This window comes from Streptomyces luteolifulvus (assembly GCF_008806595.1).
GTDB lineage: Bacteria > Actinomycetota > Actinomycetes > Streptomycetales > Streptomycetaceae > Streptomyces > Streptomyces luteolifulvus.
The window spans coordinates 12,745-33,975 of sequence record NZ_VZRB01000056.1; the positions used below are offsets into that span (position 1 = coordinate 12,745).

The window sequence follows — 21,231 nt, forward strand, 5'->3', positions numbered from 1 at the left end:
CCATGACCGGGTGGAGTCTCGTCACCTACCGTCCACTCGGCGACGAGGGGGGTGGCGTGAGCCGGGCCGGCGTACGTTTCGAAGAGGGAACCCTGGTAGCTCCGCCGGAGCTTGCGGCGTACCCAGGTGTGTTGGAGGTCGTGCAGGACTGGGATCACGTGGCACGCGCGCTGCGCACTGCCTCACTTGACAAGTCCCCCGTCGTGGAGCGCTACGTACTGGACCTGCCACTGCGGTATCCACGCAAGGTGCTGTGCTCGGGGCCCAATTACGCGGACCACCTTGCGGAGATGGGGGAGAATTTCGGGGCCGAGTGGCGTCCGTACTTCTTCCTCAAGCCGCCCACCACCTCGCTCGTCATGGACGGCGCCCCCATCCTCATCAGCGGTGCCCCGGACGACAAGGTCGACTGGGAGGGCGAGCTGGCCGTCGTGATCGGTAGGGGCGGCCGCGATATTCCTCCGGAGAAGGCGCTGGACCACGTGGGCGGGTACACCGTGGTGAATGACATCTCGCTGCGAGGCCCGCACCGCCGGCGGGATGTGCCGGCCCCCTTCGTCTGGGACTGGCTTGCCTCGAAGGGGGCAGACACTTCCTTGCCGATAGCCTTTGACGTCGTACCCGCCTGGCACATCGACGATCCGCAGGATCTCCTTGTGCAGACACGGGTCAACGGCGACTTGGTGCAGGCCGCCTCCACGTCTTTGATGGTGTGCACCGTCGCCGAACTGGTGTCCGCGGCCAGTGAGTTGGTGACCCTGGAACCTGGGGACCTCATCGCCACCGGCACTCCGTCGGGGGTGGGGGCAGGGAGAGGCGTCTTCCTCTCCGCCGGCGACGAGGTGGAGGTGACCATCGTCGGCGTCGGCCGGGTCTGCAACCCGGTCCGCGTTCGCGAGTGACGCCGCTGATGAACGCGGCGGAACCGGCTTCGCCAGGCCGAGGCGGACGCCGGTGAACGCGACGACCGCCTAATGGGACTTGCCGGGTCGTAGAGACTCGGTGCCGTAGCCGCCAGTAGGTGATCACTCTTGCCGCCGGAAGCATCGACTTCTGAGGTCAGACCGTGCCCCTGCTGGTCGGCCGGGGGGCCAGACCGTTGAGGGGGTGGCGTGCCCGCCGGGCGGTGGGGCGTGAGCACTGGATCGATTAGGCCGCGTGCCGCGCCTTCCGCAGGCTGCATGGGAAGCGAAGTTCCTGACCAGGAGGATGCGTTGCTGCTGATCGGTGATGACTGGGCCGAAGACCACCATGACGTCGAGGTCCAGGACGCAACCGGCCGGAAACTGGCCGCCGCGAGGCTGCCCGAGGGCGTGGAGGGGATCGCAAAGCTGCATGAGCTCGTCGCCCGTCATGGCGGCGGTGACCTGGATGCTGCGGAGGTTGTGATCGGGATCGAGACCGACCGCGGCTCCTGGGTGCAGGCCCTGATCGCCTCCGGCTACCAGGTCTACGCGATCAACCCCCGCCAGGTCGCCCGGTTCAAGGAGCGGTATGCACCTCCGGTGCCAAGAGCGACAAGGGCGACGCGCACGCGCTGGCGGACATGGTCCGCATCGACCGGGACCAGCTGCGGCCCGTCGCCGGGGACAGCGAGCAGGCGCAGGCGGTCAAGGTCGTCGCCCGCGCTCACCAGAGCCTGATCTGGGAACGCACCCGCACCTTCCAGCGGCTGCGCAGCACGCTGCGCGAGTACTTCCCCGCTGCCTTGAACGCCTACGCGGATCTCACGCTGACCAGCACGGACGCGCTGGAACTGCTGATCAAGGCTCCCACCCCGGCAGCCGGGGCGAAGCTGACCCGCACCCAGATCACCGCCGCTCTCGCCCGCGCCCGCCGGCACAACCGCGACGCCAAGGCAGCCACGATCCAGACCGCGCTGCGCGAACGGCAGCTTGGCCTGTCCGAACCGGTCACGGCCGCCTACGCGGCCACCGCCACCGCTCACGCCCGGCTGCTGATCGCGCTGAACGAGCAGATAGCGGGACTCGAAGGGCAGGTGAAGGCCCATTTTCTCGCGCACCCGGACGCTAAGATCTACCTGTCGATGCCCGGCATCGCAGAGATCACCGGCGCCCGGGTGCTCGCCGAGTTCGGAGACGACCCCACCCGATACGCCAACGCGAAGGCCCGCAAGAACTACGCCGGCACCAGCCCGATCACCCGGGCCTCCGGCAAGAGCCACACCGTCCAGGCCCGCTACGTCCGCAACAACCGGCTCGTCGACGCGTTGCAGACCCAGGCATTCTCCGCCCTGCGCGCCTCGCCGGGCGCCCGCCGCTACTACGACAAGCAACGCGCCCGCGAAGCCGGTTACAACCCAGCCCTGCGGCAGGTCGGCAACCGACTCGTCGGCATCCTCCACGGATGCCAGATGCCTCAAGACCCGAACCCTCTACGACGAAGCGACCGCCTGGTCGCACCACGCACACCCTCATGCCGCTTGACGTCAAACGACATGGGGTGTCTGACCTGATGCGATCACGAGGAGCTGATCAACCGTAGGGAGATGCGGAGTTGAGGCGGGCGAATGAGACCCTCACGGCCGCGAGTGCGTCTTCCGCGGCCGAACTCGACCGTGACAGCGGAGTCTGCCTCTGCTCGACAGCAAGTTGGATTTGGTGGTAGCCCGCCCGGAGAACGTCCAAGGCTGTGGCCGGCCAGCTCGACGGCGACGCCGCCGGTCGGCTCGTTTTCCAGGTTGCCCTTTTCGAGGCATCGGCGGCGTGCTGATGGGCCCGGTCGACGTTCACCTCCCAGGTGATCAGACCGTTCTTATCGGCCGGAAGTGGCCACAGGGTTGGGGACTCAGGCGGGGCGCAGGAGAACACCAGGGATATCCCCACAAAACACCCCAGCCCCGAGCGGACTCGCCTGTTGGTCACCTGCCGTCTGCGGTTTTCTGGTCCTCACGTGCGCGGCGCCGGTTGATCGCATCGCGCATGTTTCTGACCCCGGTCAGGAAGGCCGGCTGCTGCGTCGACCAGCGTTGGGCTTCGGTCTCCGCCGCAAGGGCCGTTTGATGTTCCGGCGTGACGGCCGACTGGCGGATCGTGGCCGTGAGTCTGCGGACGAAGGTGCCGTCATGGGCGTTGAGGTTCTGTCCCAGGTCCACGGCGGCATCGAGCACCCGGCCGTCAGCGTGCACCTCAGCCACCAGCCCTCGCTTGTGTGCCTCCTCGGCTGTCCACACCTGCCCGAAGAGGCAGGCCACCGTGGCATGCTGCCGACCGACAGCCTGCGCCAGCAGCCAGGTGTGACCTCCGCCTGGATGTAGGTGGAGGCGTGCGAACCGGGTGTCGAACACCGCCGATTCTGCGGCAAGCCGGACGTCGCAGGCCAGTGCGAGATTGAAGCCCGCCCCAACTGCGGGACCATTGACCGCCGCGATGGTCGGCAGCGGTGAGCGCAGGACGCGCAGGAATCCCTCGTAAACCTCCTGGACTGGTTCGAAGCGGCCGTGCGCCGCGTCGTCGAGGGTTGACAGATCGGCCCCGGCGCAGAACGCGCTGCCCGCCCCTGTCAGTACGGCACACCGGATCGAGGGGTCAGCCTCCAGTTGGTCGAAGGCGTCCGAGAGGGCCCGCACCATCTCGGCAGTGAGCAGATTCCGCCGTTCGGGGGCCTGGAGGGTGACGACGGCCACGCCTCGTGTGCTTGAGAGCGAGCATTCGGTTCGTTTCATGCTGCGTACACTACCTACTAAAGTAGGTACTATCCAGGAGGGTGCGATGCTCGGCACGTATCTTGTTTCAGCCACGCGGACTCCGATCGGCCGTGCCGTAAGAGGGTCGCTCAAGGAGTGCCGCCCGGACGACCTCGTGGCCGGGGTGATCGAACGAGCCGTACGGGAGAGCGGACTCGACCCCGAGTTGCTCGACGATCACGCGCTGGGCACCGCCTATCCGGAAGGAAAGCAGGGATCTAATCTCGCCCGGCGGGCTGGTCTGCTGGCGGGACTGCCGTTCGATGTACCGGGTGCCACGGTCAACCGGTTCTGTGCATCGAGTCTGCAGGCGGTCCGCATGGCCTCCCATGCGATCTCTTCCGGTGAGGCAGAGGCATACCTCGTATCGGGGGTCGAGTCGGTCAGCCAGGTAGGACGCACGACACGCAAGGAAGACCAGCATCCGGCGCTCACGGAGAGCGGGATAGCGGATGTCTACATTCCCATGGGCGTCACGGCCGAGAACGTGGCCGAACGGTATCGGGTGAGCCGCGACGACATGGACGCCCTGGCGCTGCGCAGTCATCGCTTGGCCGTCGAGGCGATCCACTCCGGCCGCACGGCTCGGCAGATCACCCCGGTTGTGCTCCCAGACGGCCGGACGGTGAGCGCCGACGACGGCCCCCGCCGGGACACAACCCTCGCGAAGCTCGCCGCTCTTCCGCCGGTCTTCCGCGAGGGAGGTAGCGTCACCGCCGGTAACTCCTGCCCGCTCAATGACGGTGCGGCAGCGGCGGTACTCGTCAGTGAGCGGCTGGCCGAGCGCGAAGGGCTCGTGCCTCGGGCCAGGATCGTGGCAACGGCGGTCAGCGGCGTCGCTCCGGAGATCATGGGCGTGGGGCCGACCGAGGCCATCCGAAAGGTGCTGCGCCAGGCAAGCCTCACGATCGAGGACATCGACGTTGTGGAGTTCAACGAGGCGTTCGCCGCTCAGGTGCTCGCAGTCTGCCGGACGGTCGGAATCGACATTGACCACCAGCTCAACCCTTCGGGGGGCGCCATCGCTCTCGGGCACCCCTTCGGGATGACCGGTATCCGGCTGCTGTGCTCCCTCCTCGCCAATCTCGAGCACCGCAGCGGGAGAACCGGCCTCGCCACACTCTGCGTGGGAGGGGGCCAGGGAATGGCGCTCATCCTCGAACGTCTCTGAGAGGTCCTGACAAAAGCGCTGAACGCGGCGGTGGGTGATCAGGCAGGTGGCGACGCCGAGGAACGCCTCGTGGGTGTCGTCGAGTCGTTCCTGGCGGACGCGCAGGCATCGGAAGCTGCGGAGCCAGGAGGGGTGCGTTCGCCGACCCAATGGAACGTTCCCGGGCCAGAGCCGTGCGGCTGTCCTCGCTCGGCGATGACGGGCTGGATGCCCCGTTGCCAGAGCAGGCGGCGGTACTCGTCGTGGTCGTAGCGCGACCGGCCGACCGGCATGCGTCCGGCTCGGCCGAGGCGGTCGGCCACCGGCGGGATTCTCGGCGAGCAGGAGCAGGAGTTCTCCCTCGCTGTGGCACGGACCGGCGGCAACCGCGCAACGCCCCAACCTTGAAGGAGAGCAGGAGAACAGTGATGACCGAACGACGATTCGGTGCGCACGTCGAGGTGCGTTGGCATGGGCAAAAAGGCTCCGTCGCCGAGCTCGTCCTGGACCGGCCACAGGCGATGAACGCCATCTCGACGGACATGGCACGCGCACTCGGCGATGCCTGCGCCGCCCTGGCCGCAGCACGATCGATCAGCGTTGTGGTACTGACCTCGACCAGCGAACGCGCCTTTTGCGTGGGGGCCGACCTGAGGGAACGCAACTCCCTCACAGACACGGATCTCGCGCGGCAGCGCCCGTACATGAGGGCTCTTTACGGCGGAGTGCTGGAACTGCCCATGCCGACCGTGGCCGCCGTGCACGGATTCGCGCTGGGAGGCGGCTACGAACTGGCGCTTGCCTGCGATGTCATCGTGGCCGACACCACGGCGGTCGTAGGTCTGCCCGAGGTGTCAGTGGGGCTCGTCCCCGGAGGCGGCGGAACACAGTTGCTGCCGCGCAGAGTGGGGGCTGCGCGGGCGGCACATCTGATATTCACGGCTCGGCGGGTGCCCGCCCAGGAGGCACTGGCGCTCGGGCTGATCGACGCGGTGGCAGACGAAGGCGGGGACCGTACCGACGCCCTCACACTGGCCGCTCGGATGGCTACGCACTCGCCGGTCGGGCTGCGGGCCGCAAAGCTGGCTCTGCGACAGGGCCGGGGGGTGGATCTGCGAACAGGACTCGACATCGAGGACGCGGCATGGCACGCGGCCGCCTTCTCTGGCGACCGCGCCGAAGGGGTCGCGGCCTTCAACGAGAGACGGACCCCTGACTGGCCGGGAGAGTGAGGGGTGGAAGACGACGTCAGCGCCGCTGCCGGCGCTACGGACTCCCCAAGCGGGCTGCCCAGTTCCTGGTAGCGGGCCGCCGTCGGCGAGGCACGGAAGCGCCCCCCTGCTTGCGGCCCCGGCTGCGATCCGGACGGTCGGCGCCGGAGGCGGCATGACCACTTGGCGGTCGGACTGGGTCACCTGACCTTTCCGGGGCTTCCTGCTTCACCGGGCTGGGCCGGGACCTTCGCCCTGGTTTTACCGGCGTTCCATGAGGCGTTCTGCCTGTGCGCCCGTCCGGCGGCCAGGATGTTGCGTGCGGTGTTGTGGTCGTGGACGGTTTTCGCACGCCTCACGTGCCCATTCGCGGACGTGGATGGGCATGGGCCGTCCTTGACGCCGCACCGGACATGACGGAGCCCCGGCAGCGACGCCGCTGCCGGGGCTCCGCCTCTCTCCGCTCCGCCGGGGGACGCGCGGGAGAGATCTCTGCCGTCATCAGGAGCAGCTGGCCTGGACGTTCGGGACCTAGGCCGGCGACGATGCGCCTCTGGGCTGGTCACAGGCTATGCCGGAGCCTCGTACGACAAGCCGGGGATACTCAAGGACTTCCTGCGGAACTCCGGACTCCGGCCGTTCATACGTCAGCGACCTAGGCGCCGACGAGAAGGACGGCTTGGCCGAGGGACGTGCCGTTCTCCACGGTCCTGTGTGCGTCGGCTGCGGCCTCCCAGCTCACGCCATGGATCATGGCGCCAGGCAGCCGGAAACCGTCCGTGACGTCCTGCCAGAATGCGTCCATCTGCTGTCGGTTACCGGTGCGCACCCCAATGAGGGACTGGCTGTGCAAGTAGAAGGGCAGCAGGTGCATGGATATCGGTGCGTGGCTGACGGCGCCGCTGACGATGATCTTTCCCATGTCCGCGATTGAGTCGCGGTAGGCGTTCCACAGGACGGGAAGACCCAGATTGTCAACGACGCAGTCGATTCCCCAGGAGCCTCCGGCCGCGCGGATCTGCTGGGCCAGGTCGGGGCTGTCGCCGTCAAGAGCGGTGGTGAGGGGGAGGGCGTCCAGGCAGCCCGGCTTCGCCGCGAGGCGATCGACACCGATCACCTGCGCGCCGCGGTGCGCGGCGAGGGCGGCGACGGTGGATCCGAGGGCTCCGGCGGCCCCCACGACCAGGACGGTTGAGTCGCGCCCGACACCGCCCGCCTCCAGCTGGGCCCGTGCGACGGGTCCGTTCGCGGCCATCGCGGCGGCCTCTACGAAATCGATGTCGTCGGGCAGTGGCCGGACATTGGCCACTGGAGCGGTGCAGTACTCGGCGTAACTCCCGTGTCGGTGAACACCGATCAGGCTGAAGGAGGCGCAAGCTTCCTCTCGGCCCGCCCGGCAGGCGCGGCAGTCGCCGCATGACAGTACGGCCGACACTGAGACCCGCTTGCCAATGAGTCGGTGATCGACGCCGGACCCTACCGCGTCGACCACACCAGCGTGCTCGGCTCCCAGGACATGGGGGAGTTCGGGTATCTGAGGGGCGAAGGGCGGCTTCCCCGCACGTGCGGCGACATCCTTGGTGCGTGCCACGATCGCGGCGGACACCCGCACCTGGACCTCACCGGCCGCCGGCTCGGGGTTCGGCATTTCTTCGAGGCGGAGGACATCGGGGCCGCCGAACTCATGGATGACAAGGGCCTTCACTGGTTCTTCTCCTTACCTTCGCCGCCCGCTGAGCGGGGCGGGTTCGCCATCGTCGCGATCACGTCCGGTGTGATGCCGCCGCTGGTGCCCCAGACGTCGGCGTTCTCCTGAGTGCGGGCCCACTCCTGTGGGACCCAGGTGTCGTCGACCTCGAAGAGTTCGGCGGTGTACTCGATGACGTTGCCGACCGGGTCCACGAAGTAGCAGAAGACATTGCCGCCCGGCCCGTGCCGGCCAGGGCCCCAGATGCTGTCGTAACCCGCCTTGCGCATGCGGCCCAGGGACTTCATGACCTCGTCCGTCGACGCGACCTCGAAGGCGACGTGATTGAGTGAGGTCCACTCTCCTGGGGCCAACACGACGCAGTGGTGCATTTCGTTGCACCTCATGAACACCATCTGCTCGTCTTCGTACCAGTCGGAGACCTGGAAGCCCAGAACCTGTGTGTAGAAGTCCTTGGACGCGGTGAGATTCACGGAGTTCAGGACGATGTGGCTGAGCCGGTCCGGGCCATGAGGGGTGTCCATGGGCTCCGCGTGTTCTTCGACACCCGCGCTGATTTCGATGAGCCTTCCCTCGGGGTCCCGGGCCTCCACGGCGTAGCCGCCCCCGGCATGTACGCGCGGGCCGGGGGGCGCCACGATCTCCGCGCCGGCGACGTGCAGGCGCTCGGCGAGCGCGTCGACATCCGCGGCGGCGGCCGCGCCCAGGCAGATGCGGGCCGGAGAACCGGTGCCGACGCAGAGGGCCAGCACATGGTGTTCCCGCCCACGCGCGCGCAGCTCGATGCGCGCCCCGTCCTCGGCGCTGTGCACGGAGCGCAGCCCCCACGTCTGCTCGTAGAAGTCGAGCAGTTTCTGGGGTGACTCCACACAGATGTCAATGCTGCGCAGATGAGTGATTCCGGACATATGTCGTTCTCCTCGCCGTGCGTCAGACGTCGGGGCCCGCCCTCGCGCCTTCGCTACTGGCATGGTAGCTTGCCACCTACCAAGGTAGGTAGCAAGGATCGTGGCGTAGGCATGGGCCCAAACGCGCCACCGGTCGGCCGCGAGTCGGCCCTGATGTGCGAGAGTGAGAGATGCGTCGGATTGATCTGCACTGCTATCCCGGCACCCCTGAGTGGGTCGCATCGCAGGGCCCCTTCGCGGAGGCCCTGGCGAAGTACTGGAAGAAGCCCTGGGTCGGACGCGAAGAGCAAGCAGTGGTGGAAGACCTCAAGGCCGCCGGGCTTCAGGCCCTGCTCGTGGCTTTCGATATCGAGTTCCTGACCGGTGCTCCTCCCATGAGCAACACCGCCGTGGCCGAGATGCGCGACCGCCATCCCGATGTGTTTCTCGGGGCCTGGGGCGCGGTCGATCCCCTGAAGGGGGACGCTGCCATTGAGGAGGCGGAGCGGGCCGCGAAGTCGGACGGAGTCCTCGGCTTCCACTTCCATCCGATCATGGGCCACTTCCAGGTCGACGATCAGAAGTGGTACCCGCTGTTCGACTGCATCAGCGGGCTCGGACTGCCGGTCATGATCGATGTCGGAACAACGGGAATGGGTGCCGGGCTCCCAGGAGGGCTTGGCTCGGCCATCAGTCATGCCCACCCCATGGCGGTCGACCGGCTGGCGGCTCAATTCCCCGATCTGACGATCATCGCGTCGCACCCCGGTTTCCCGTGGGTGGACGAGATGACGGCGGTCGCCCTGCACAAGGGCAACGTGTACTGGGAGCTCTCGGGGTGGGCCCCGAAGTATTTCCCCCCGTCCCTGAAGGTGGACATCAGGGCCCGCCTGCAGGACAAGATCATGTTCGGCACGGACCATCCGAGCATCCCCTTTGACCGGCTGCTGCGGGAGTGGGACGAGCTCGGCTATTCCGAGGCGGTTCTCCACAAGGTCTTCCACGAGAACGCGGAACGCGTCCTCGGCCTGTGATGACGGCCTTCCAGACTCACTCTGAGGAGTTTTCCTTGACTGAAGCAACTGTTCCCAATGGGCGGACCGCCCTCGTCACCGGCTCTGCCGGGGGCATCGGCCGTGCCGTGGCTCTGCGGCTTGCGGCGGCCGGATACGACGTCACCATCAACTACAGCCGCTCGAAGGAGCGCGCGGAAGCCACCCTGAAGGAGCTCCGGCAGCACCCCGGTCGGCATCAGGCTGTGCAGGGGGATGTGAGCGACGACGCCGCCGTGCGTGAGTTGGCGCGGGTCGCTGCCGGGGCCTCCGGCACCCTCGACATCCTCGTCAACAACGCTGGTACGACGAGTGAGACGCCGCCCGACGACCTCGACGGGATCGACCTCGCGGACTGGGATCGGGTCTTCCAGGTCAATGTGCGCGGTCTGGTCCAGGTCACCCGCGCCTGCGCCCCGGCCCTACGGGCTGCCGGGGGCTCGGTGGTCAACGTGGCCAGCATTGTCGGTCTCCGGCCCGGCCCTCAGCCGCTCGCCTACGCGGCCAGCAAGGCTGCGGTCGTCAGCCTCACCAAGACGCTGTCGCGGGTTCTCGCTCCGCGAGTGCGGGTGAACGCGGTGGCGCCTGGCTGGATCGCGGGCGAATGGATGGAGCGCACGCTCGGCGACAACTACGACAGACTCATGGAGCGGCGGGCCCGCATGACCCCCCTGTCGCGCAACGTCACGCTGGAGGACGTGGCCGAGAGTGTGTACGCCCTGGCCGTCTCGCACTCCTTCGTGACCGGTGAGGTACTCGTCATCGACGGCGGCTACACAGCCACGACCTGACGCACCGCTCTGTCTGCGTGAGGCTTCGTGCGCGGCACCCCGGCGTCGGTGCCCGGGTCAGGGCGGCGACCGGTGTGGAGGCCCTGACGCTCTGGGAGCCGATCGCGCACGCGGAAGGTTCTGCCTCGCGGCCGCCGCTCCGTCGGGCTCTCTGCCGGAGCAGGCCGCTGAGCTGGTCGAATGCGCCCTTCTTCCTGCCAGCAGGCGAAGTGGGACTGCGTAGTTCGCGGCCGGGCAGCTGGCCGATGTCCAGCCCACGGCCTTGACTCGGCCCGCTGGTGTTCAGCTGTCTTGAGGATTGCGTGTATTCCCTACTGCGGTAGGTAGTACGTTGTTCGTGGCATTTGAGGCAGTGATCGTCGAAACTCAGTATGCGAGGTGTTCATGACTCACGGGACAATGCTCGAACCAGGGGCGGGCCGGCCCATCGTGGGTGGCGGTCTGAATGCCACCCTCAAGATTGCAGGAGGTTCGGACGCCATCACCTCGACGTTCGAAGTGATCGTTCCTCCCGGATACGATGTCGGTGCCCACTACCACACGCATGGCGAGGAACTCTTCTACGTCGTTTCCGGGCAGGTGGAGCTCTTCGCTTTCGAGCCGGCGATTCGGTCGAAGACGCACTGGTCGATGTGGGTTTCCAGAGATGGCAGGTCGCCTCTGCACGCCGGGCCGGGCTCTCTGATGCACGTACCGGCCGGGTGTCCCCATGCTTTTCGCAACACCACGGACGAACCAGCAGTGATGCTGTTTCAGGCCGCCCCTGCCGGTCACGAGGACTACTTCGAAGAACTCGCAAAGCTGATGGCCGGCTCGCGCGGTCAACTCGACCCCGACGAGGTGGCGAAACTGCGGCTACGCCACGACGTGCACCAGATCACCACACTGGCCTCGCCGAACTGAGTACATGCCGTGTGTGGCTCCTTTCGCTCTCGGTTATTGATCTTGTGCTGACCGGCTGCTGCTCAGTGCGGTGAGCGGTTGGCTCGCCCAGCAGGGGCGGCGCCGGCGGCGCTGTGTGAGGTGGACGGTGTCCTGTGTGGTAGGGCGGACGAGTCGCCTGTAGCAGCACAGGGCTGCGGCGAGGCCAAGAAGGGCGAGGTGGTTGCGGGAGTGGCCTTCGTAGCGGGGCTGAGTCGGCAGACCGTCAAGGAAGGTCGAGCCGTAAGCTTGACTCTGTCGGGGATCTTGGAGTTTCCCTGTGCGACAGCATGATCAACGGGCATGCTCGGGTGGTTCTGCCGATCGATGCAGCTGTCGAGGTGCCCGTTGTCCCTCCGCCCCCGTTCCGGTGAGCATGTCCCGCCTCTGACAGCGCAGGTCGCGCGGGCGAGCAACCCGGGTGGCACGACGGCGATATGGGTACGGGACCGCCTCGATGGGCTGTGGTGCGACGAGGATTTCGCCGACTGGTACCCGCGGGACGGGCGTCCGGGTCTCTCGCCTGCTCAGCTGGCCACCGTCTGTGTGCTGCAGTTCCTGCTCGGCCTGTCTGACCGGCAGGCCGCCGAGGCGGTCCGCTGCCGCATCGACTTCAAGTACGCCATGGCCATGGAGCTGGACGATCCCGGTTTCCATCACAGCGTGCTGGCCGACTTCCGCGACCGGCTCGCCGAAGACGGCCGTGCCGACCGGCTCCTCGACCTCGCGCTGGCCCGTCTCAAGGAGGCCGGCCTGGTGCGCGAACGCACCACGCAGCGCACCGACTCCACCCATGTCCTGGCCGCGGTGCGTGACCTGACCCGCCTGGAGCTGATCACCGAAGCGGTCCGTGCTGCACTCGAAGAAGTCGCCGGCACGTCCCCTCACCTGCTCGACGGGCTGGTCGATGAGGACCGGGGCTCCGCTACGGCCGACCAGTCCGGCTGGGCAAGAACCCCACCAAGCCCAAGACCAGGATCCTCGCCACCGGAAACGATGCCGTCCGGCTCCTGGAACACCTCGACCGGCACGGAGCCGACCGCACCTCCGGTCCTCGTGTCCATGCCCTGCGCCAGATCATGGTGCAGAACTACCACTATGACGCCGCAGGACACCTGCGCTGGCGCACCGCCGAGAAGGAAGGCGCCCCGGGCTGCCGCCCTCGTCCCGGGCGATCGTCTCTTCCTACGACACCTCGGCTCGCTACGCACGGCACGGCCACATCATCAGCTGGAAGGGATTCGCCGCTCATCTGACCGAGACCTGCGGTCCCGACGGACCCAACGTGATCACGGACGTGGCGACCACCGCGGCCACCACCCACGACAGTCAGGTCCTGCCCGGCATCCACACACGCCTGGCGCGTCGCGGACTGCTGCCCGCCGAGCACCTGGTCGATGCCGGCTACACATCCCTGCCCCACCTGGACCAAGCCGCCCGTGAACACCAGGTCACCGTCTCCGGGCCGCTGCGGAGCAACCCCACCCGTCAGCACCGCCAGAACGAGGGCTTCGCCCGGGACGACTTCTACATCGACTACGACCGCCAGCAGGTCACCTGCCCCCAGGGACAAGTCAGCCAGGGCTGGCATGGCCCCTACCCGACCTCCTCGCCCACCGCGGCCCCGCTGATCGTGGCCCGGTTCACCAAGAGCCAGTGCCGCCCCTGCCCCGTCCGATCCCGCTGCACGTCTACCGTCGACAGCGCCCGCACCGTGGGTTTTCCCCCACGCGAACTCCGCGACCTGCAGCTCCGCGTCCGCACTGAGCAGCAGACGCCCCAGTGGAAGGCCCGTTACGCGGTCCGCTCCGGAGTGGAGGGCACGGTCAACGAGTTCGCCCACGGACACGGCATGCGCCGCTGCCGCTACCGAGGACAGGGAAAGGCACACGTCCAGCACGTTCTGACGGCCATCGCCGTCAACATCGAACGCCTCAGCGGACTTCCACCCACCGAGGAAGCCCCCATGCCCCGCCGACCAACCGCCTTCCAGAACTACCTCGACCGCCGCGAGATCCCCCGGCCGAAGTCGTGGCGAAGCCTGGGAAGCTGACCTCGACGACTCCATGATCCCCGACAGAGTCAAGCTAAGCTCGATCCGTCAGCGGGATTGGGTGGCTGACCTGCTCGGCAGTTCGCCCGTAATGTCCTCGGGCCGTTCGAGGTGGGCCGTCGCGTGACGCCGCGGGTGCGCCGGGCTCCACGGGCCCGGAGCGCTGCCGGTTTTCTCCTTCCTAGTCCTCGTCGGGGCGGTGCCCGGCCGTCAGGTGACGGCCGGGAGGGCGGTGAGCCGCTGCCAGCAGGTGGTGAAGGCTTGGCCCAGGGCCAGGTCGCGTCGACGCGTAGACATCGGCGTCGGGCGTGGTCGGCGACGCGGGCGGGCAGGTGGTAGAGGCGGAAGCGCATGGTCTCCGGTTCGGCGTCGGCCAGGCCCTCGACGTCGTGCAGGGCCAGCAGCCGCACCCAGGCGTCGAGATCACTCGCGAGGTTTGCGGCAAGCATCCAGCCGCAGTTCACTTCCCAGGAGGCGGAGGGCAGGTTGTCCAGCCCCATCGCCTTGACCGTGCGCACCCGGTCCTCCACGGACGCGTGCGAGCGGTGCAGTACGTCCAGGAACTGGCTGTGGCCCGAGCCGGCTGCCCCACATGTGACGGATATTGGTGGCGGTGATGCAGTACCGCCAGCCGGTCTTCTTCTCGAAGCGGGTGAGCTTCTTCAGGTGCCGCCGGGTCGGACGGACCCGGCTCACGATCCCCCGCATGCCCTTCGGCCAGCCCTCACGGGTGTTCTGCGCAGCGAGAAAGGCGTCCGCTGGGGCGGACGCCCCCTCGAAGCCGCAGCTTCACCCGAACCCGGCGAACCTCTGCGGTCACAGCACAAGCTCGAAGGTCCAGCGCCGCGGAATCACCCTGAACCCGCGGACACCGGGCGGGCGTTGGACGGGGTGGACGTCGATGCCGAGGCGGGCGCCATGGCCGATGACGGTGATGCGGTGGCCGGCGTCGGCACTTCGTATCCGGCTCGCATGTCCACGTGCCGACCCCGGCCGTCGACCTGAAGCCGGCGCGGGTGATCTTGATGCTGATTCCCGTGGCGGAGCGGCCCGGCACGTCAGGCCATCGAGGGCCGTTCGGACCGTCGCCCGTGGGGGACCAGGATGATGGCGACCGCACCGATCAGCGCCGGTATGACAAGGGAGTAGAAGGCGGCCGCGGGGTCGGAACTCACGCCGATCAGGAAGGTGATGTAACTGGGACCGATGACGGACCCGAACCGACCGACTCCGAGGACGAAGCCGAGGGCTGTGCGGCGCAGTTGGTGGGGGTAGTAACGGGCCGCATAGGCGCAAATGACGTTCTGGGAGCCCAGAATGCCCCCGCCTGCCAAAGCCACCATCCCGAGGATGGCCAGGTGGCCCTCAACCGTGGGCAGGGCACGCATGGCCGCAGAGGCACACAGGAACAGGGCGGCGACACACAACTTGGCGGGAACCCAGTCGGCGATCATGGAGATGAGCAGTGAAATGACGACTGCCCCGCCATTGAACGCGATGACGAACTCGAGGGTGTGACTCGGGTCGTAGCCCGCGCCGGCCCTCAGGGTCGGCAGCATGGAGGTCACCCCGTGGGCCAGTAGCAACCCGATGAAGCACGTGACGGAGAACAGAATGCTGGCCGCCGGCCACCCGGGCTCAAAGAGGCCCCACCACTCGCCGGTGACCACCCGTGCGTCTCGCCGTGTGGCCCGGTCCGGGAGGAAGGCCTCACTGGGTTCCTCGGTCGGTATCAGGTTCCAGCAGACCGGCACCAGCAGAATGGGCAGGGCACCGACCAGGAAGGTCCATTGAAATTCCATGCCGGCCAGGAACGTGTGGTTGGCGCTCGCCGCCGCCACACCACCAAGGGGGAGGCCCGACTGGGCGATGCCACAGTAGAGCGACCGGCGCCCCAGCCGGGCCCAGTCCACGACCAGGACACAGATCAGCGGGGCCAGAATGCCCAGGCCGACACCGAGGAGGAAGCGGCTGAAAGCGAAGGCCAGGAGGTTGGGGGTGAGCCCGGCGAACAGCATGCAGCCTGATACCCACCCGACACAGACGGCGATGACCGATCTGCGGCCGTAGGTCTCAATCAGTCCGCTGGCCATGAAGGCACCGATCGCCCCGCCCAGCGCAGTGGCGCTGGCAAGCATGCCCAAGGTGCCAGGAGTGACCTGCCAGGTGGAATGGCTCAGCAGCGAGGGGGCCACGGCCTGCAGAGAAAGCATGTCGTAGCCAAAGATGAAGAAGATTGACGTGCCCAGCAGCAGGACAGCACGGGCCCTCCAACGACTCTGATGGATCAACTCGCCGTGGACTTGGACGTGCGCTACGGGTGGTTTCATGTCGACCTTCTGGTTTGGCTGGCCGGGGGATGGCGTTCAGTGCCATGGCCTGCACTGGGCGGTCCGGGCGGGACTCGGGGTGGAGGGTGGAACGTGCCGAGCCAGTGGCTCATCGGTCTGCTCGACGTCGTCTTCTGCGGGACAGAACGCATGAAGCGACCGAGGAAACTACCTACTTAGGTAGTGTTTACTATCATGACTGAACTGCGGTGTCCATAACACGGACAGTCATCGGCTCGACCAGTTGCCGCCCGTCCAGGGTCTGTGGTCTACGGCGAGCGACTCGCTGCCGGGTTGGACAGGATCAAGAGGGATGGCACCCCACCGGGAAGGACCATGCCGCATCGGTGGGGCGCCGCAGCCAGGCTGGAATCGGCCGCCGGAATCCTGTGCGGCCGTTCGGAAATCTTGACCGACTCCCCTTGAGCCGCTTAGCTGACCGGCGATCCCTACCTTAGTAGGGTGTAACCTGATGGCTGAAGCTGCTGAATGGGACGAGCAGCGCGTCGGCGGAGCCGGCGAAAGGGAGGAGGCCCGCAAGGTAGGAAGACCTCGCGCGGCGCCCCGCCATTGGCACCTATGGATGGACGCAGTCATGCTGAACGTGCGGCTTGGCTACGCCCGTCCGCATCTGCCGCTGGTGGGCAGGAGGGATGCACAGGGCGGAAGTCGAGCCCGCGGTGCGCCGTCCTCATCAACGGGCAGTCTCCGGGCATGGCCGCGCCTGAACATGCCGGCGTCCGGATGCCCGACCCCGGGGCGCCCGAACGAGCTGCATGAGGTGGCGCGGATATTGACACAGATAATCAGGCGTCGCTAAGGGTGACTGATCGGCCACCGCATTCCGTCGGCCGCCCCGCCAAGTCCGTTCAGTCCCGGTTCCCCAACACGAATTCCCGACTTCCAGGCGCCAGTCGGCCAGTGATCGTCAGCGCGCCACGAGGAATCCCCAGCCGCCCCTGAGGGCTCGAAGACCGCAGGCCTTACATCGCCCAGGAGAGCATCCATGCCCACAGCCCCGTCTCCCTTCACCCTGGACAAGGACATCGCCGTTCCCGTACGGGACGGCACCGTGCTGCGAGCGGACGTCTTCCGTCCTTCGTCTCCGGGCCGGTACCCGGTCATCATGACGCACGGCCCGTACGGCAAGGACATCCACTTCGAAGACTTCAACGCAGGCGCCTACTCGATCATCGACGAGCACGGCCCCTACATGAACTGGGAGACCGTCAACCCCGAATGGTGGGTGCCGCAGGGCTATGTCGTCATCCGGGTCGATCAGCGCGGCACCGGGCACTCACCGGGACGTATGGCCCTGATCGGCCGCCAGGAGTGGGAGGACCACTATGATGCCATCGAGTGGGCCGGCGTACAGACCTGGAGCAACGGCAACGTCGGTCTGCTCGGCATCTCCTACTACGCCATCGGACAGTGGCACGTCGCCGCGATGCAGCCGCCGCACTTGTCGGCCATTGTGCCGTGGGAGGGTGCGGTGGACATCTACCGCGACTGGTCCCACCACGGCGGGATCCTCTCCAATGGGTTTGCCGACGACTGGTGGCCGCGCCAGATCACCGGCAACCAGAGCGCGCTGCCGCCCGGGGCGGACAACCCCGGAAAGGCCGTCGACGGCAATGCGGATCTGCTGCAAGAGTTCCGCGATCACTCACTGTTCGACGCGTACTACGCCGACAGGCAGGCCGATCTGACCAGGATCCGGGTGCCGGTCCTCTCCGCGGGTAACTGGACCAGCTATGCACTGCACTTGCGGGGCAACATCGAAGGCTTCATGGGTGCGGGCACACAACACAAGTGGCTGGAGATCCACGACGGCAACCACTTCACCCCCTTCTATACCGAGGAAGGCCGCCTGTACCAGAAGCGGTTCCTTGACTGCTGGCTCAAGGGTGACCAGCGCGCGTGGCACGACGAGCCGCCGGTCAAGCTGTTCATCCGCGATTCCCACGGCGGAGGCCAGTTCCGGGCTGAGAGCGCCTGGCCCCTCGAACGCACGCAGTGGACCACCTTCTACCTGGACGCTCACAGCGGACGACTTGACACCCAGTCACCCGAGCAGCCCGGCAGCGTCAGTTACCCGGCACCTGAAGGGAGCGCCACATTCCTCACGGCCCCCTTCAAGGAGGACGTCGAGGTCACCGGCCCCTCCGCGCTCCATGTTTGGGTCGCTGCCGACGCCGAGGACATGGACCTGTTCGTCACCTTGATCAATATCGACGCCAATGGCAAGGAGGTCACCTTCGAGGACGCCTCCGGCATCGGTAATCGCGGCCCTGTGGTCAAGGGCTGGCTGCGGGTCTCTCACCGGGCACTCGACGAAGCCAGGTCGTTGCCCTATCGCCCCTTCCATGCCCACACGGAGCGCGAGCTCCTGGAACCGAATGAACCAGTTCTCGCTTCCGTCGAGATCATGCCCACGAGCATGGTTTTCGCCGAGGGCCACCGCCTGGGTGTAGTGATCCAGGCAGCCGACCGCAACGATCCCACCCGTTTTCTCCACAACGACCCACAGGACCGCGCCGAAACTCTCTTCAGGGGTACCAACACTGTCCACACCGGCGGCGACATGGACTCGTATCTGCTCCTGCCTGTCATTCCAGCAACGGACTGAATCGCCCCGGCTCGAATAGAGACTCGATTTCATGAAGGGATCGAGTCATGGCACGACCCTCCCGTTACCCGCTTGAGCTCCGCCGTCGTGCGGTGCGCATGGTCGCCGAGGTGCGCGACGACTACCCGAACTGTGAGGATGAGGTCGTGCCGAGACGGCCGCTCTGCAGGCGGTGGCCGAGAAGCTCGACATCGGATCCAGCGAGACGCTGCGGAACTGGGTGAAGCAGCACGAGATCGACGCGGGTCAGCGTCCGGGGACGACGACGGAGGAGTCCGTCCAGCTCAAGGCGCTGAAGAAGGAGAACGCCGAACTCAAGCGGGCCAACGAGATCCTGAAGGCCGCGGCAAGTTTCTTCGCGGCCGAGCTCGACCGGCCACACACGCGCTCGTAGCGTTCATCGACGAGCACCGGGACCGCTTCGGCGGGGTCGAGCCGATCTGCAGAACCCTCACCGGGCACGACTGCAAGGCGCCCCTTCCACGTACTACGCCCACAAGACCGCCTCGAAACTCCCTCTGCCCGTTCCGTGCGCGATGAGGAACTCAAGGAGCGGATCCAGGAGGTCTACACGTCCAACTACCGTGTTTACGGGACCCGGAAGATCTGGCGCGAGCTGAACCGCAGGGACATGCGGTGGCCCGCTGCACCATCGAGCGCCTGATGCGCGAGCTCGGGATCCAGGGCGCGGTGCGCGGCAAGCGCGTCATCACCACGATCCCCGGCGGGCAGGCCGGGCGGGCCCCCGATCTGGGCGGGCGCGACTTCGTCGCCGTCGCCCCGAACCGGTGCTGGGTGGCGGACTTCACCCATGTGAAGACGTGGTCCGCGACGGTCTACGTAATCGCCTTCGTCCTGGACGCGTACTCGCGCATGATCGTCGGATGACAGCTCGCCACCCACAGCGCACCGAGAGCCACACCCGGCTCCCCTGGGTGCCACAACCCTACGAATGGCTGGGCCTCCCAGGAAGAATGTAGAGCGCACCGATCTCCCGCTGGACGCCCTGGAGATGGCCCTGTGGCCGTCTGGTGGCGGACATAGTGAAGCTGAGCGGGGCGAAGAACAGGCAAGCCCGCACCGCTCGGCCAGCCGCATCACCGGTACCAGCCCGGCATACGCGACCAGGTTCGTGTCATCGAACGCGGCCGATACCGCCGAAGCGGCATGGGAAGATGCATCTCGCGGGTGTTCTCTTGCTCTGTGGATGTGGAACCGTAGGAAGTCCCATCGTCCCAGTTCAGAGGGCATCCGCGTCTTCATGTCCAAGCCCTGGACCGGCTATTGCCCGGTGGCTCGTGGCGGCGTGCAGGTCCTTGTTCGGGCGGGGCCCATCGTCGGAACGGACGAGCCCCGCCCGTGGTCGCGGACTGCGGCAACAGTGCGCGACGGAATTCCCCTGTGTGTCGAGTCGCAACGGTCGGGGACACTGCAGATCCATTCGGACCAGGCTGCGACACGTGGGGTGTCACCTGCCCTCGGTTGTGCCAACACCTTCGGCTTCAAGACGTCGAAGGGCAACGTCCTGATACACCCCTGAAGCGGGAACTGCGACGTCCGACTGCCGGGCCTCTGAATACGTGGCCACGGGGACCTGGAGCGATGCCCGAGGCGTGTTCCAAGGAAGGCGGGACAGGATGAAACGGTGTGGGAGAACAGTCTTGCTCGAGATCGTTGAGCGGCTCGATGGTAACGGCGAGGCCCGTATTCGCCGGCTCGGCAAAGCCGACGGATGATGCTCGGGGGCCCTGGAGTCGAGTCGCAACGAGCCGAGGAGGCAGACAAGTTGAAGAAGAACGCGCCTGCGCTGTGCGTAGAAGGCCGACCGGGTGCTGGCAGCCCTGGGCTGCCGGCACCCGCCGTGGCCGTGGTTGTTGTCGTCCTACTCATCATCGCGGGCCTGCTGGCGTTCGGCCTGCCTCTCGAAGCGGCCGTCACGGCCGTCGTCGCCGGCGGGCTGGTGGCCAAGGAGCTTGTCCTCAGCCTGGTCTGTGCCCTCTCCCCTCGCCGGGCATGAGGGGGCGAGCCAGGGATGGGGTGCACACACAGGACCCTGGCTGCGCACAATCCCGTTGAGATGCTGGCGCAGTGGCTCGAGTCGCTGCGCCGGCGGTCGGGGCTGAGCTGGAGCCAGATGGCGCGGACCGCACATATAGGGGGTCTGATGGTTTCCCAATCGACCCTGTTCAGAGCGGCGCAGGGCGAAAGACTCCCGAAATGGAAAACCGTACAGGCTTTCGTGCGCGTGTGTGGCGGTGATGCGCGCGAGGCCAGGCGGCTGTGGAGTAATGCCGATCGGCACGAGGCTGCCCGCGGCGGCCAGGTGCCGCGCAGCGTGGTGCTGTCGCCGCAATTCATCACCGAGCCGTGGCAGCTCGTCCAGGCGATGAACCACATGCGCCGGGAGAGCGGCAACCCCACGCTGCGGGAGCTGGAGGAGAGAGCTGTGGTGCGGGGGGTGAGCTTCCTGCCTAAGAGCACTGTCGGTGCGGTACTGCGCGGGCGCCTGCCTGCCAAGGCCCTTCTGCTGAACTTCGTCCGATACTGCGGCAACGTTCCGGACGAACAGCTCCAGCACTGGGCTGACGCCTGGGAACGGGTGAGAAGCAGTCTTTCCGGACGTGATCGACGTGTTTCCGCTGGTCGGGGATAGGAGTGGTGGTTCCGTGGGAGTGGTGGCCTGTCGGGTCGTCGTTCCCCAGGGAGGTAGCGGATGCCGTCGGTTGTTGGACTGCTGGAGCAGCACGAACTCGCGGCTCGGTGTCGAGTCGACGGGCTGGGGGAGGAGACCGA

18 protein-coding genes and 3 pseudogenes are annotated in these 21,231 nt (G+C 67.1%); 15 read left to right on the forward strand and 6 right to left on the reverse strand.

The features are described from left to right. The first annotated feature begins 2 nt into the window (after positions 1 to 2). Together F7R91_RS39095 and F7R91_RS39100 are read left to right on the forward strand one after the other, a co-directional pair. The gene (locus F7R91_RS39095) at positions 3 to 902 is read left to right on the forward strand and encodes a fumarylacetoacetate hydrolase family protein (protein WP_150958287.1); all 900 of its coding nucleotides are present in this window, start codon (positions 3 to 5) and stop codon (positions 900 to 902) included. Positions 903 to 1,214: 312 nt separating this feature from the next. After that, positions 1,215 to 2,447, forward strand: a pseudogene (locus F7R91_RS39100) (IS110 family RNA-guided transposase). Positions 2,448 to 2,881: 434 nt separating this feature from the next. On the opposite strand, the gene F7R91_RS39105 reads toward F7R91_RS39100, so the two are convergent. After that, a complete protein-coding gene (locus tag F7R91_RS39105; protein WP_150958290.1) occupies positions 2,882 to 3,685 on the reverse strand; it encodes an enoyl-CoA hydratase-related protein in 804 nt (267 codons plus the stop codon). Between the two features lie 46 nt (positions 3,686 to 3,731). Between F7R91_RS39105 and F7R91_RS39110 the strand changes: the two genes are divergently transcribed. Together F7R91_RS39110 and F7R91_RS39120 are read left to right on the forward strand one after the other, a co-directional pair. Further along, positions 3,732 to 4,877, forward strand: coding sequence for a thiolase family protein (locus tag F7R91_RS39110; RefSeq protein ID WP_150958292.1), 1,146 nt, complete (start codon positions 3,732 to 3,734; stop codon positions 4,875 to 4,877). Between the two features lie 407 nt (positions 4,878 to 5,284). Beyond that, entirely contained in the window at positions 5,285 to 6,088 is an 804-nt protein-coding gene (locus F7R91_RS39120; protein ID WP_150958294.1) for an enoyl-CoA hydratase/isomerase family protein, read from the forward strand. 634 nt (positions 6,089 to 6,722) lie between these two features. Here the strand turns inward: F7R91_RS39120 and F7R91_RS39130 are convergent. Beyond that, the gene (locus tag F7R91_RS39130; RefSeq protein ID WP_150958296.1) at positions 6,723 to 7,772 is read right to left on the reverse strand and encodes a quinone oxidoreductase family protein; all 1,050 of its coding nucleotides are present in this window, start codon (positions 7,770 to 7,772) and stop codon (positions 6,723 to 6,725) included. Then, positions 7,769 to 8,683, reverse strand: coding sequence for a VOC family protein (locus tag F7R91_RS39135; protein WP_191971846.1), 915 nt, complete (start codon positions 8,681 to 8,683; stop codon positions 7,769 to 7,771). The genes F7R91_RS39130 and F7R91_RS39135 overlap by 4 nt, the downstream gene beginning before the upstream one ends. Before the next feature lie 170 nt (positions 8,684 to 8,853). Here F7R91_RS39135 and F7R91_RS39140 point away from each other — a divergent pair, with 170 nt between their 5' ends. The 3 genes from F7R91_RS39140 (at position 8,854) to F7R91_RS39150 (ending at position 11,408) form a co-directional block, all read left to right on the forward strand. Further along, on the forward strand, positions 8,854 to 9,696 hold the full coding sequence (locus tag F7R91_RS39140) for an amidohydrolase family protein (RefSeq protein ID WP_150958300.1): 843 nt from the start codon (positions 8,854 to 8,856) through the stop codon (positions 9,694 to 9,696). A 35-nt stretch (positions 9,697 to 9,731) separates the two neighbouring features. Continuing rightward, positions 9,732 to 10,505 carry an SDR family NAD(P)-dependent oxidoreductase gene (locus tag F7R91_RS39145; protein WP_225321054.1) on the forward strand — a complete coding sequence of 258 codons (774 nt, stop codon included), beginning with the start codon at positions 9,732 to 9,734 and terminating at the stop codon, positions 10,503 to 10,505. Between the two features lie 384 nt (positions 10,506 to 10,889). Then, positions 10,890 to 11,408 carry a cupin domain-containing protein gene (locus F7R91_RS39150; RefSeq protein WP_150958304.1) on the forward strand — a complete coding sequence of 173 codons (519 nt, stop codon included), beginning with the start codon at positions 10,890 to 10,892 and terminating at the stop codon, positions 11,406 to 11,408. 135 nt (positions 11,409 to 11,543) lie between these two features. Here the strand turns inward: F7R91_RS39150 and F7R91_RS39155 are convergent. Further along, positions 11,544 to 11,636 (reverse strand): annotated as a pseudogene (locus F7R91_RS39155) (IS5/IS1182 family transposase); the annotation flags it as partial. Positions 11,637 to 11,753: 117 nt separating this feature from the next. Here F7R91_RS39155 and F7R91_RS43425 point away from each other — a divergent pair. Both F7R91_RS43425 and F7R91_RS43430 read left to right on the forward strand, forming a co-directional pair. Next, positions 11,754 to 12,089, forward strand: a pseudogene (locus F7R91_RS43425) (transposase); the annotation flags it as partial. A gap of 622 nt (positions 12,090 to 12,711) precedes the next feature. Further along, on the forward strand, positions 12,712 to 13,479 hold the full coding sequence (locus F7R91_RS43430) for a transposase (RefSeq protein ID WP_225321055.1): 768 nt from the start codon (positions 12,712 to 12,714) through the stop codon (positions 13,477 to 13,479). A gap of 29 nt (positions 13,480 to 13,508) precedes the next feature. On the opposite strand, the gene F7R91_RS39165 is transcribed toward F7R91_RS43430, so the two are convergent. Then, the gene (locus F7R91_RS39165) at positions 13,509 to 14,009 is read right to left on the reverse strand and encodes a transposase (protein ID WP_331000718.1); all 501 of its coding nucleotides are present in this window, start codon (positions 14,007 to 14,009) and stop codon (positions 13,509 to 13,511) included. Positions 14,010 to 14,537: 528 nt separating this feature from the next. Next, positions 14,538 to 15,809, reverse strand: a complete 1,272-nt coding sequence (locus F7R91_RS39175) for an MFS transporter (protein ID WP_150958306.1) — start codon at positions 15,807 to 15,809, stop codon at positions 14,538 to 14,540. A 1,006-nt stretch (positions 15,810 to 16,815) separates the two neighbouring features. Between F7R91_RS39175 and F7R91_RS39180 the strand changes: the two genes are divergently transcribed. The 6 genes from F7R91_RS39180 (at position 16,816) to F7R91_RS39205 (ending at position 21,091) form a co-directional block, all read left to right on the forward strand. Further along, on the forward strand, positions 16,816 to 18,438 hold the full coding sequence (locus F7R91_RS39180) for a CocE/NonD family hydrolase (RefSeq protein WP_150958307.1): 1,623 nt from the start codon (positions 16,816 to 16,818) through the stop codon (positions 18,436 to 18,438). Positions 18,439 to 18,610: 172 nt separating this feature from the next. Further along, positions 18,611 to 18,832 (forward strand): transposase, encoded by a 222-nt coding sequence (locus F7R91_RS39185; RefSeq protein ID WP_191971847.1) that lies wholly within the window; start codon positions 18,611 to 18,613, stop codon positions 18,830 to 18,832. A 135-nt stretch (positions 18,833 to 18,967) separates the two neighbouring features. Next, on the forward strand, positions 18,968 to 19,102 hold the full coding sequence (locus F7R91_RS44465) for an IS3 family transposase (protein ID WP_150958311.1): 135 nt from the start codon (positions 18,968 to 18,970) through the stop codon (positions 19,100 to 19,102). Continuing rightward, positions 19,075 to 19,326, forward strand: coding sequence for a hypothetical protein (locus F7R91_RS43440; RefSeq protein ID WP_331000719.1), 252 nt, complete (start codon positions 19,075 to 19,077; stop codon positions 19,324 to 19,326). The genes F7R91_RS44465 and F7R91_RS43440 overlap by 28 nt, the downstream gene beginning before the upstream one ends. Positions 19,327 to 20,224: 898 nt before the next feature. Next, complete coding sequence (locus F7R91_RS39200) at positions 20,225 to 20,455, forward strand: hypothetical protein (RefSeq protein ID WP_150958314.1); 231 nt, start codon at positions 20,225 to 20,227, stop codon at positions 20,453 to 20,455. A 60-nt stretch (positions 20,456 to 20,515) separates the two neighbouring features. Further along, positions 20,516 to 21,091, forward strand: coding sequence for a helix-turn-helix domain-containing protein (locus F7R91_RS39205; RefSeq protein WP_191971849.1), 576 nt, complete (start codon positions 20,516 to 20,518; stop codon positions 21,089 to 21,091). The last annotated feature ends 140 nt before the right edge of the window (positions 21,092 to 21,231 follow it).

What these genes read in the sequence shown, in the direction of transcription:
- F7R91_RS39180 (WP_150958307.1), top strand. Translation starts at nt 16,816, where the DNA reads ATGCCCACAGCCCCGTCTCCCTTCACCCTGGACAAGGACATCGCCGTT.
- F7R91_RS39135 (WP_191971846.1), bottom strand. Translation starts at nt 8,683, where the DNA reads ATGTCCGGAATCACTCATCTGCGCAGCATTGACATCTGTGTGGAGTCA.
- F7R91_RS39150 (WP_150958304.1), top strand. Translation starts at nt 10,890, where the DNA reads ATGACTCACGGGACAATGCTCGAACCAGGGGCGGGCCGGCCCATCGTG.
- F7R91_RS39175 (WP_150958306.1), bottom strand. Translation starts at nt 15,809, where the DNA reads ATGAAACCACCCGTAGCGCACGTCCAAGTCCACGGCGAGTTGATCCAT.
- F7R91_RS39095 (WP_150958287.1), top strand. Translation starts at nt 3, where the DNA reads ATGACCGGGTGGAGTCTCGTCACCTACCGTCCACTCGGCGACGAGGGG.
- F7R91_RS39205 (WP_191971849.1), top strand. Translation starts at nt 20,516, where the DNA reads ATGCTGGCGCAGTGGCTCGAGTCGCTGCGCCGGCGGTCGGGGCTGAGC.
- F7R91_RS39105 (WP_150958290.1), bottom strand. Translation starts at nt 3,685, where the DNA reads ATGAAACGAACCGAATGCTCGCTCTCAAGCACACGAGGCGTGGCCGTC.
- F7R91_RS39120 (WP_150958294.1), top strand. Translation starts at nt 5,285, where the DNA reads ATGACCGAACGACGATTCGGTGCGCACGTCGAGGTGCGTTGGCATGGG.
- F7R91_RS39140 (WP_150958300.1), top strand. Translation starts at nt 8,854, where the DNA reads ATGCGTCGGATTGATCTGCACTGCTATCCCGGCACCCCTGAGTGGGTC.
- F7R91_RS39110 (WP_150958292.1), top strand. Translation starts at nt 3,732, where the DNA reads ATGCTCGGCACGTATCTTGTTTCAGCCACGCGGACTCCGATCGGCCGT.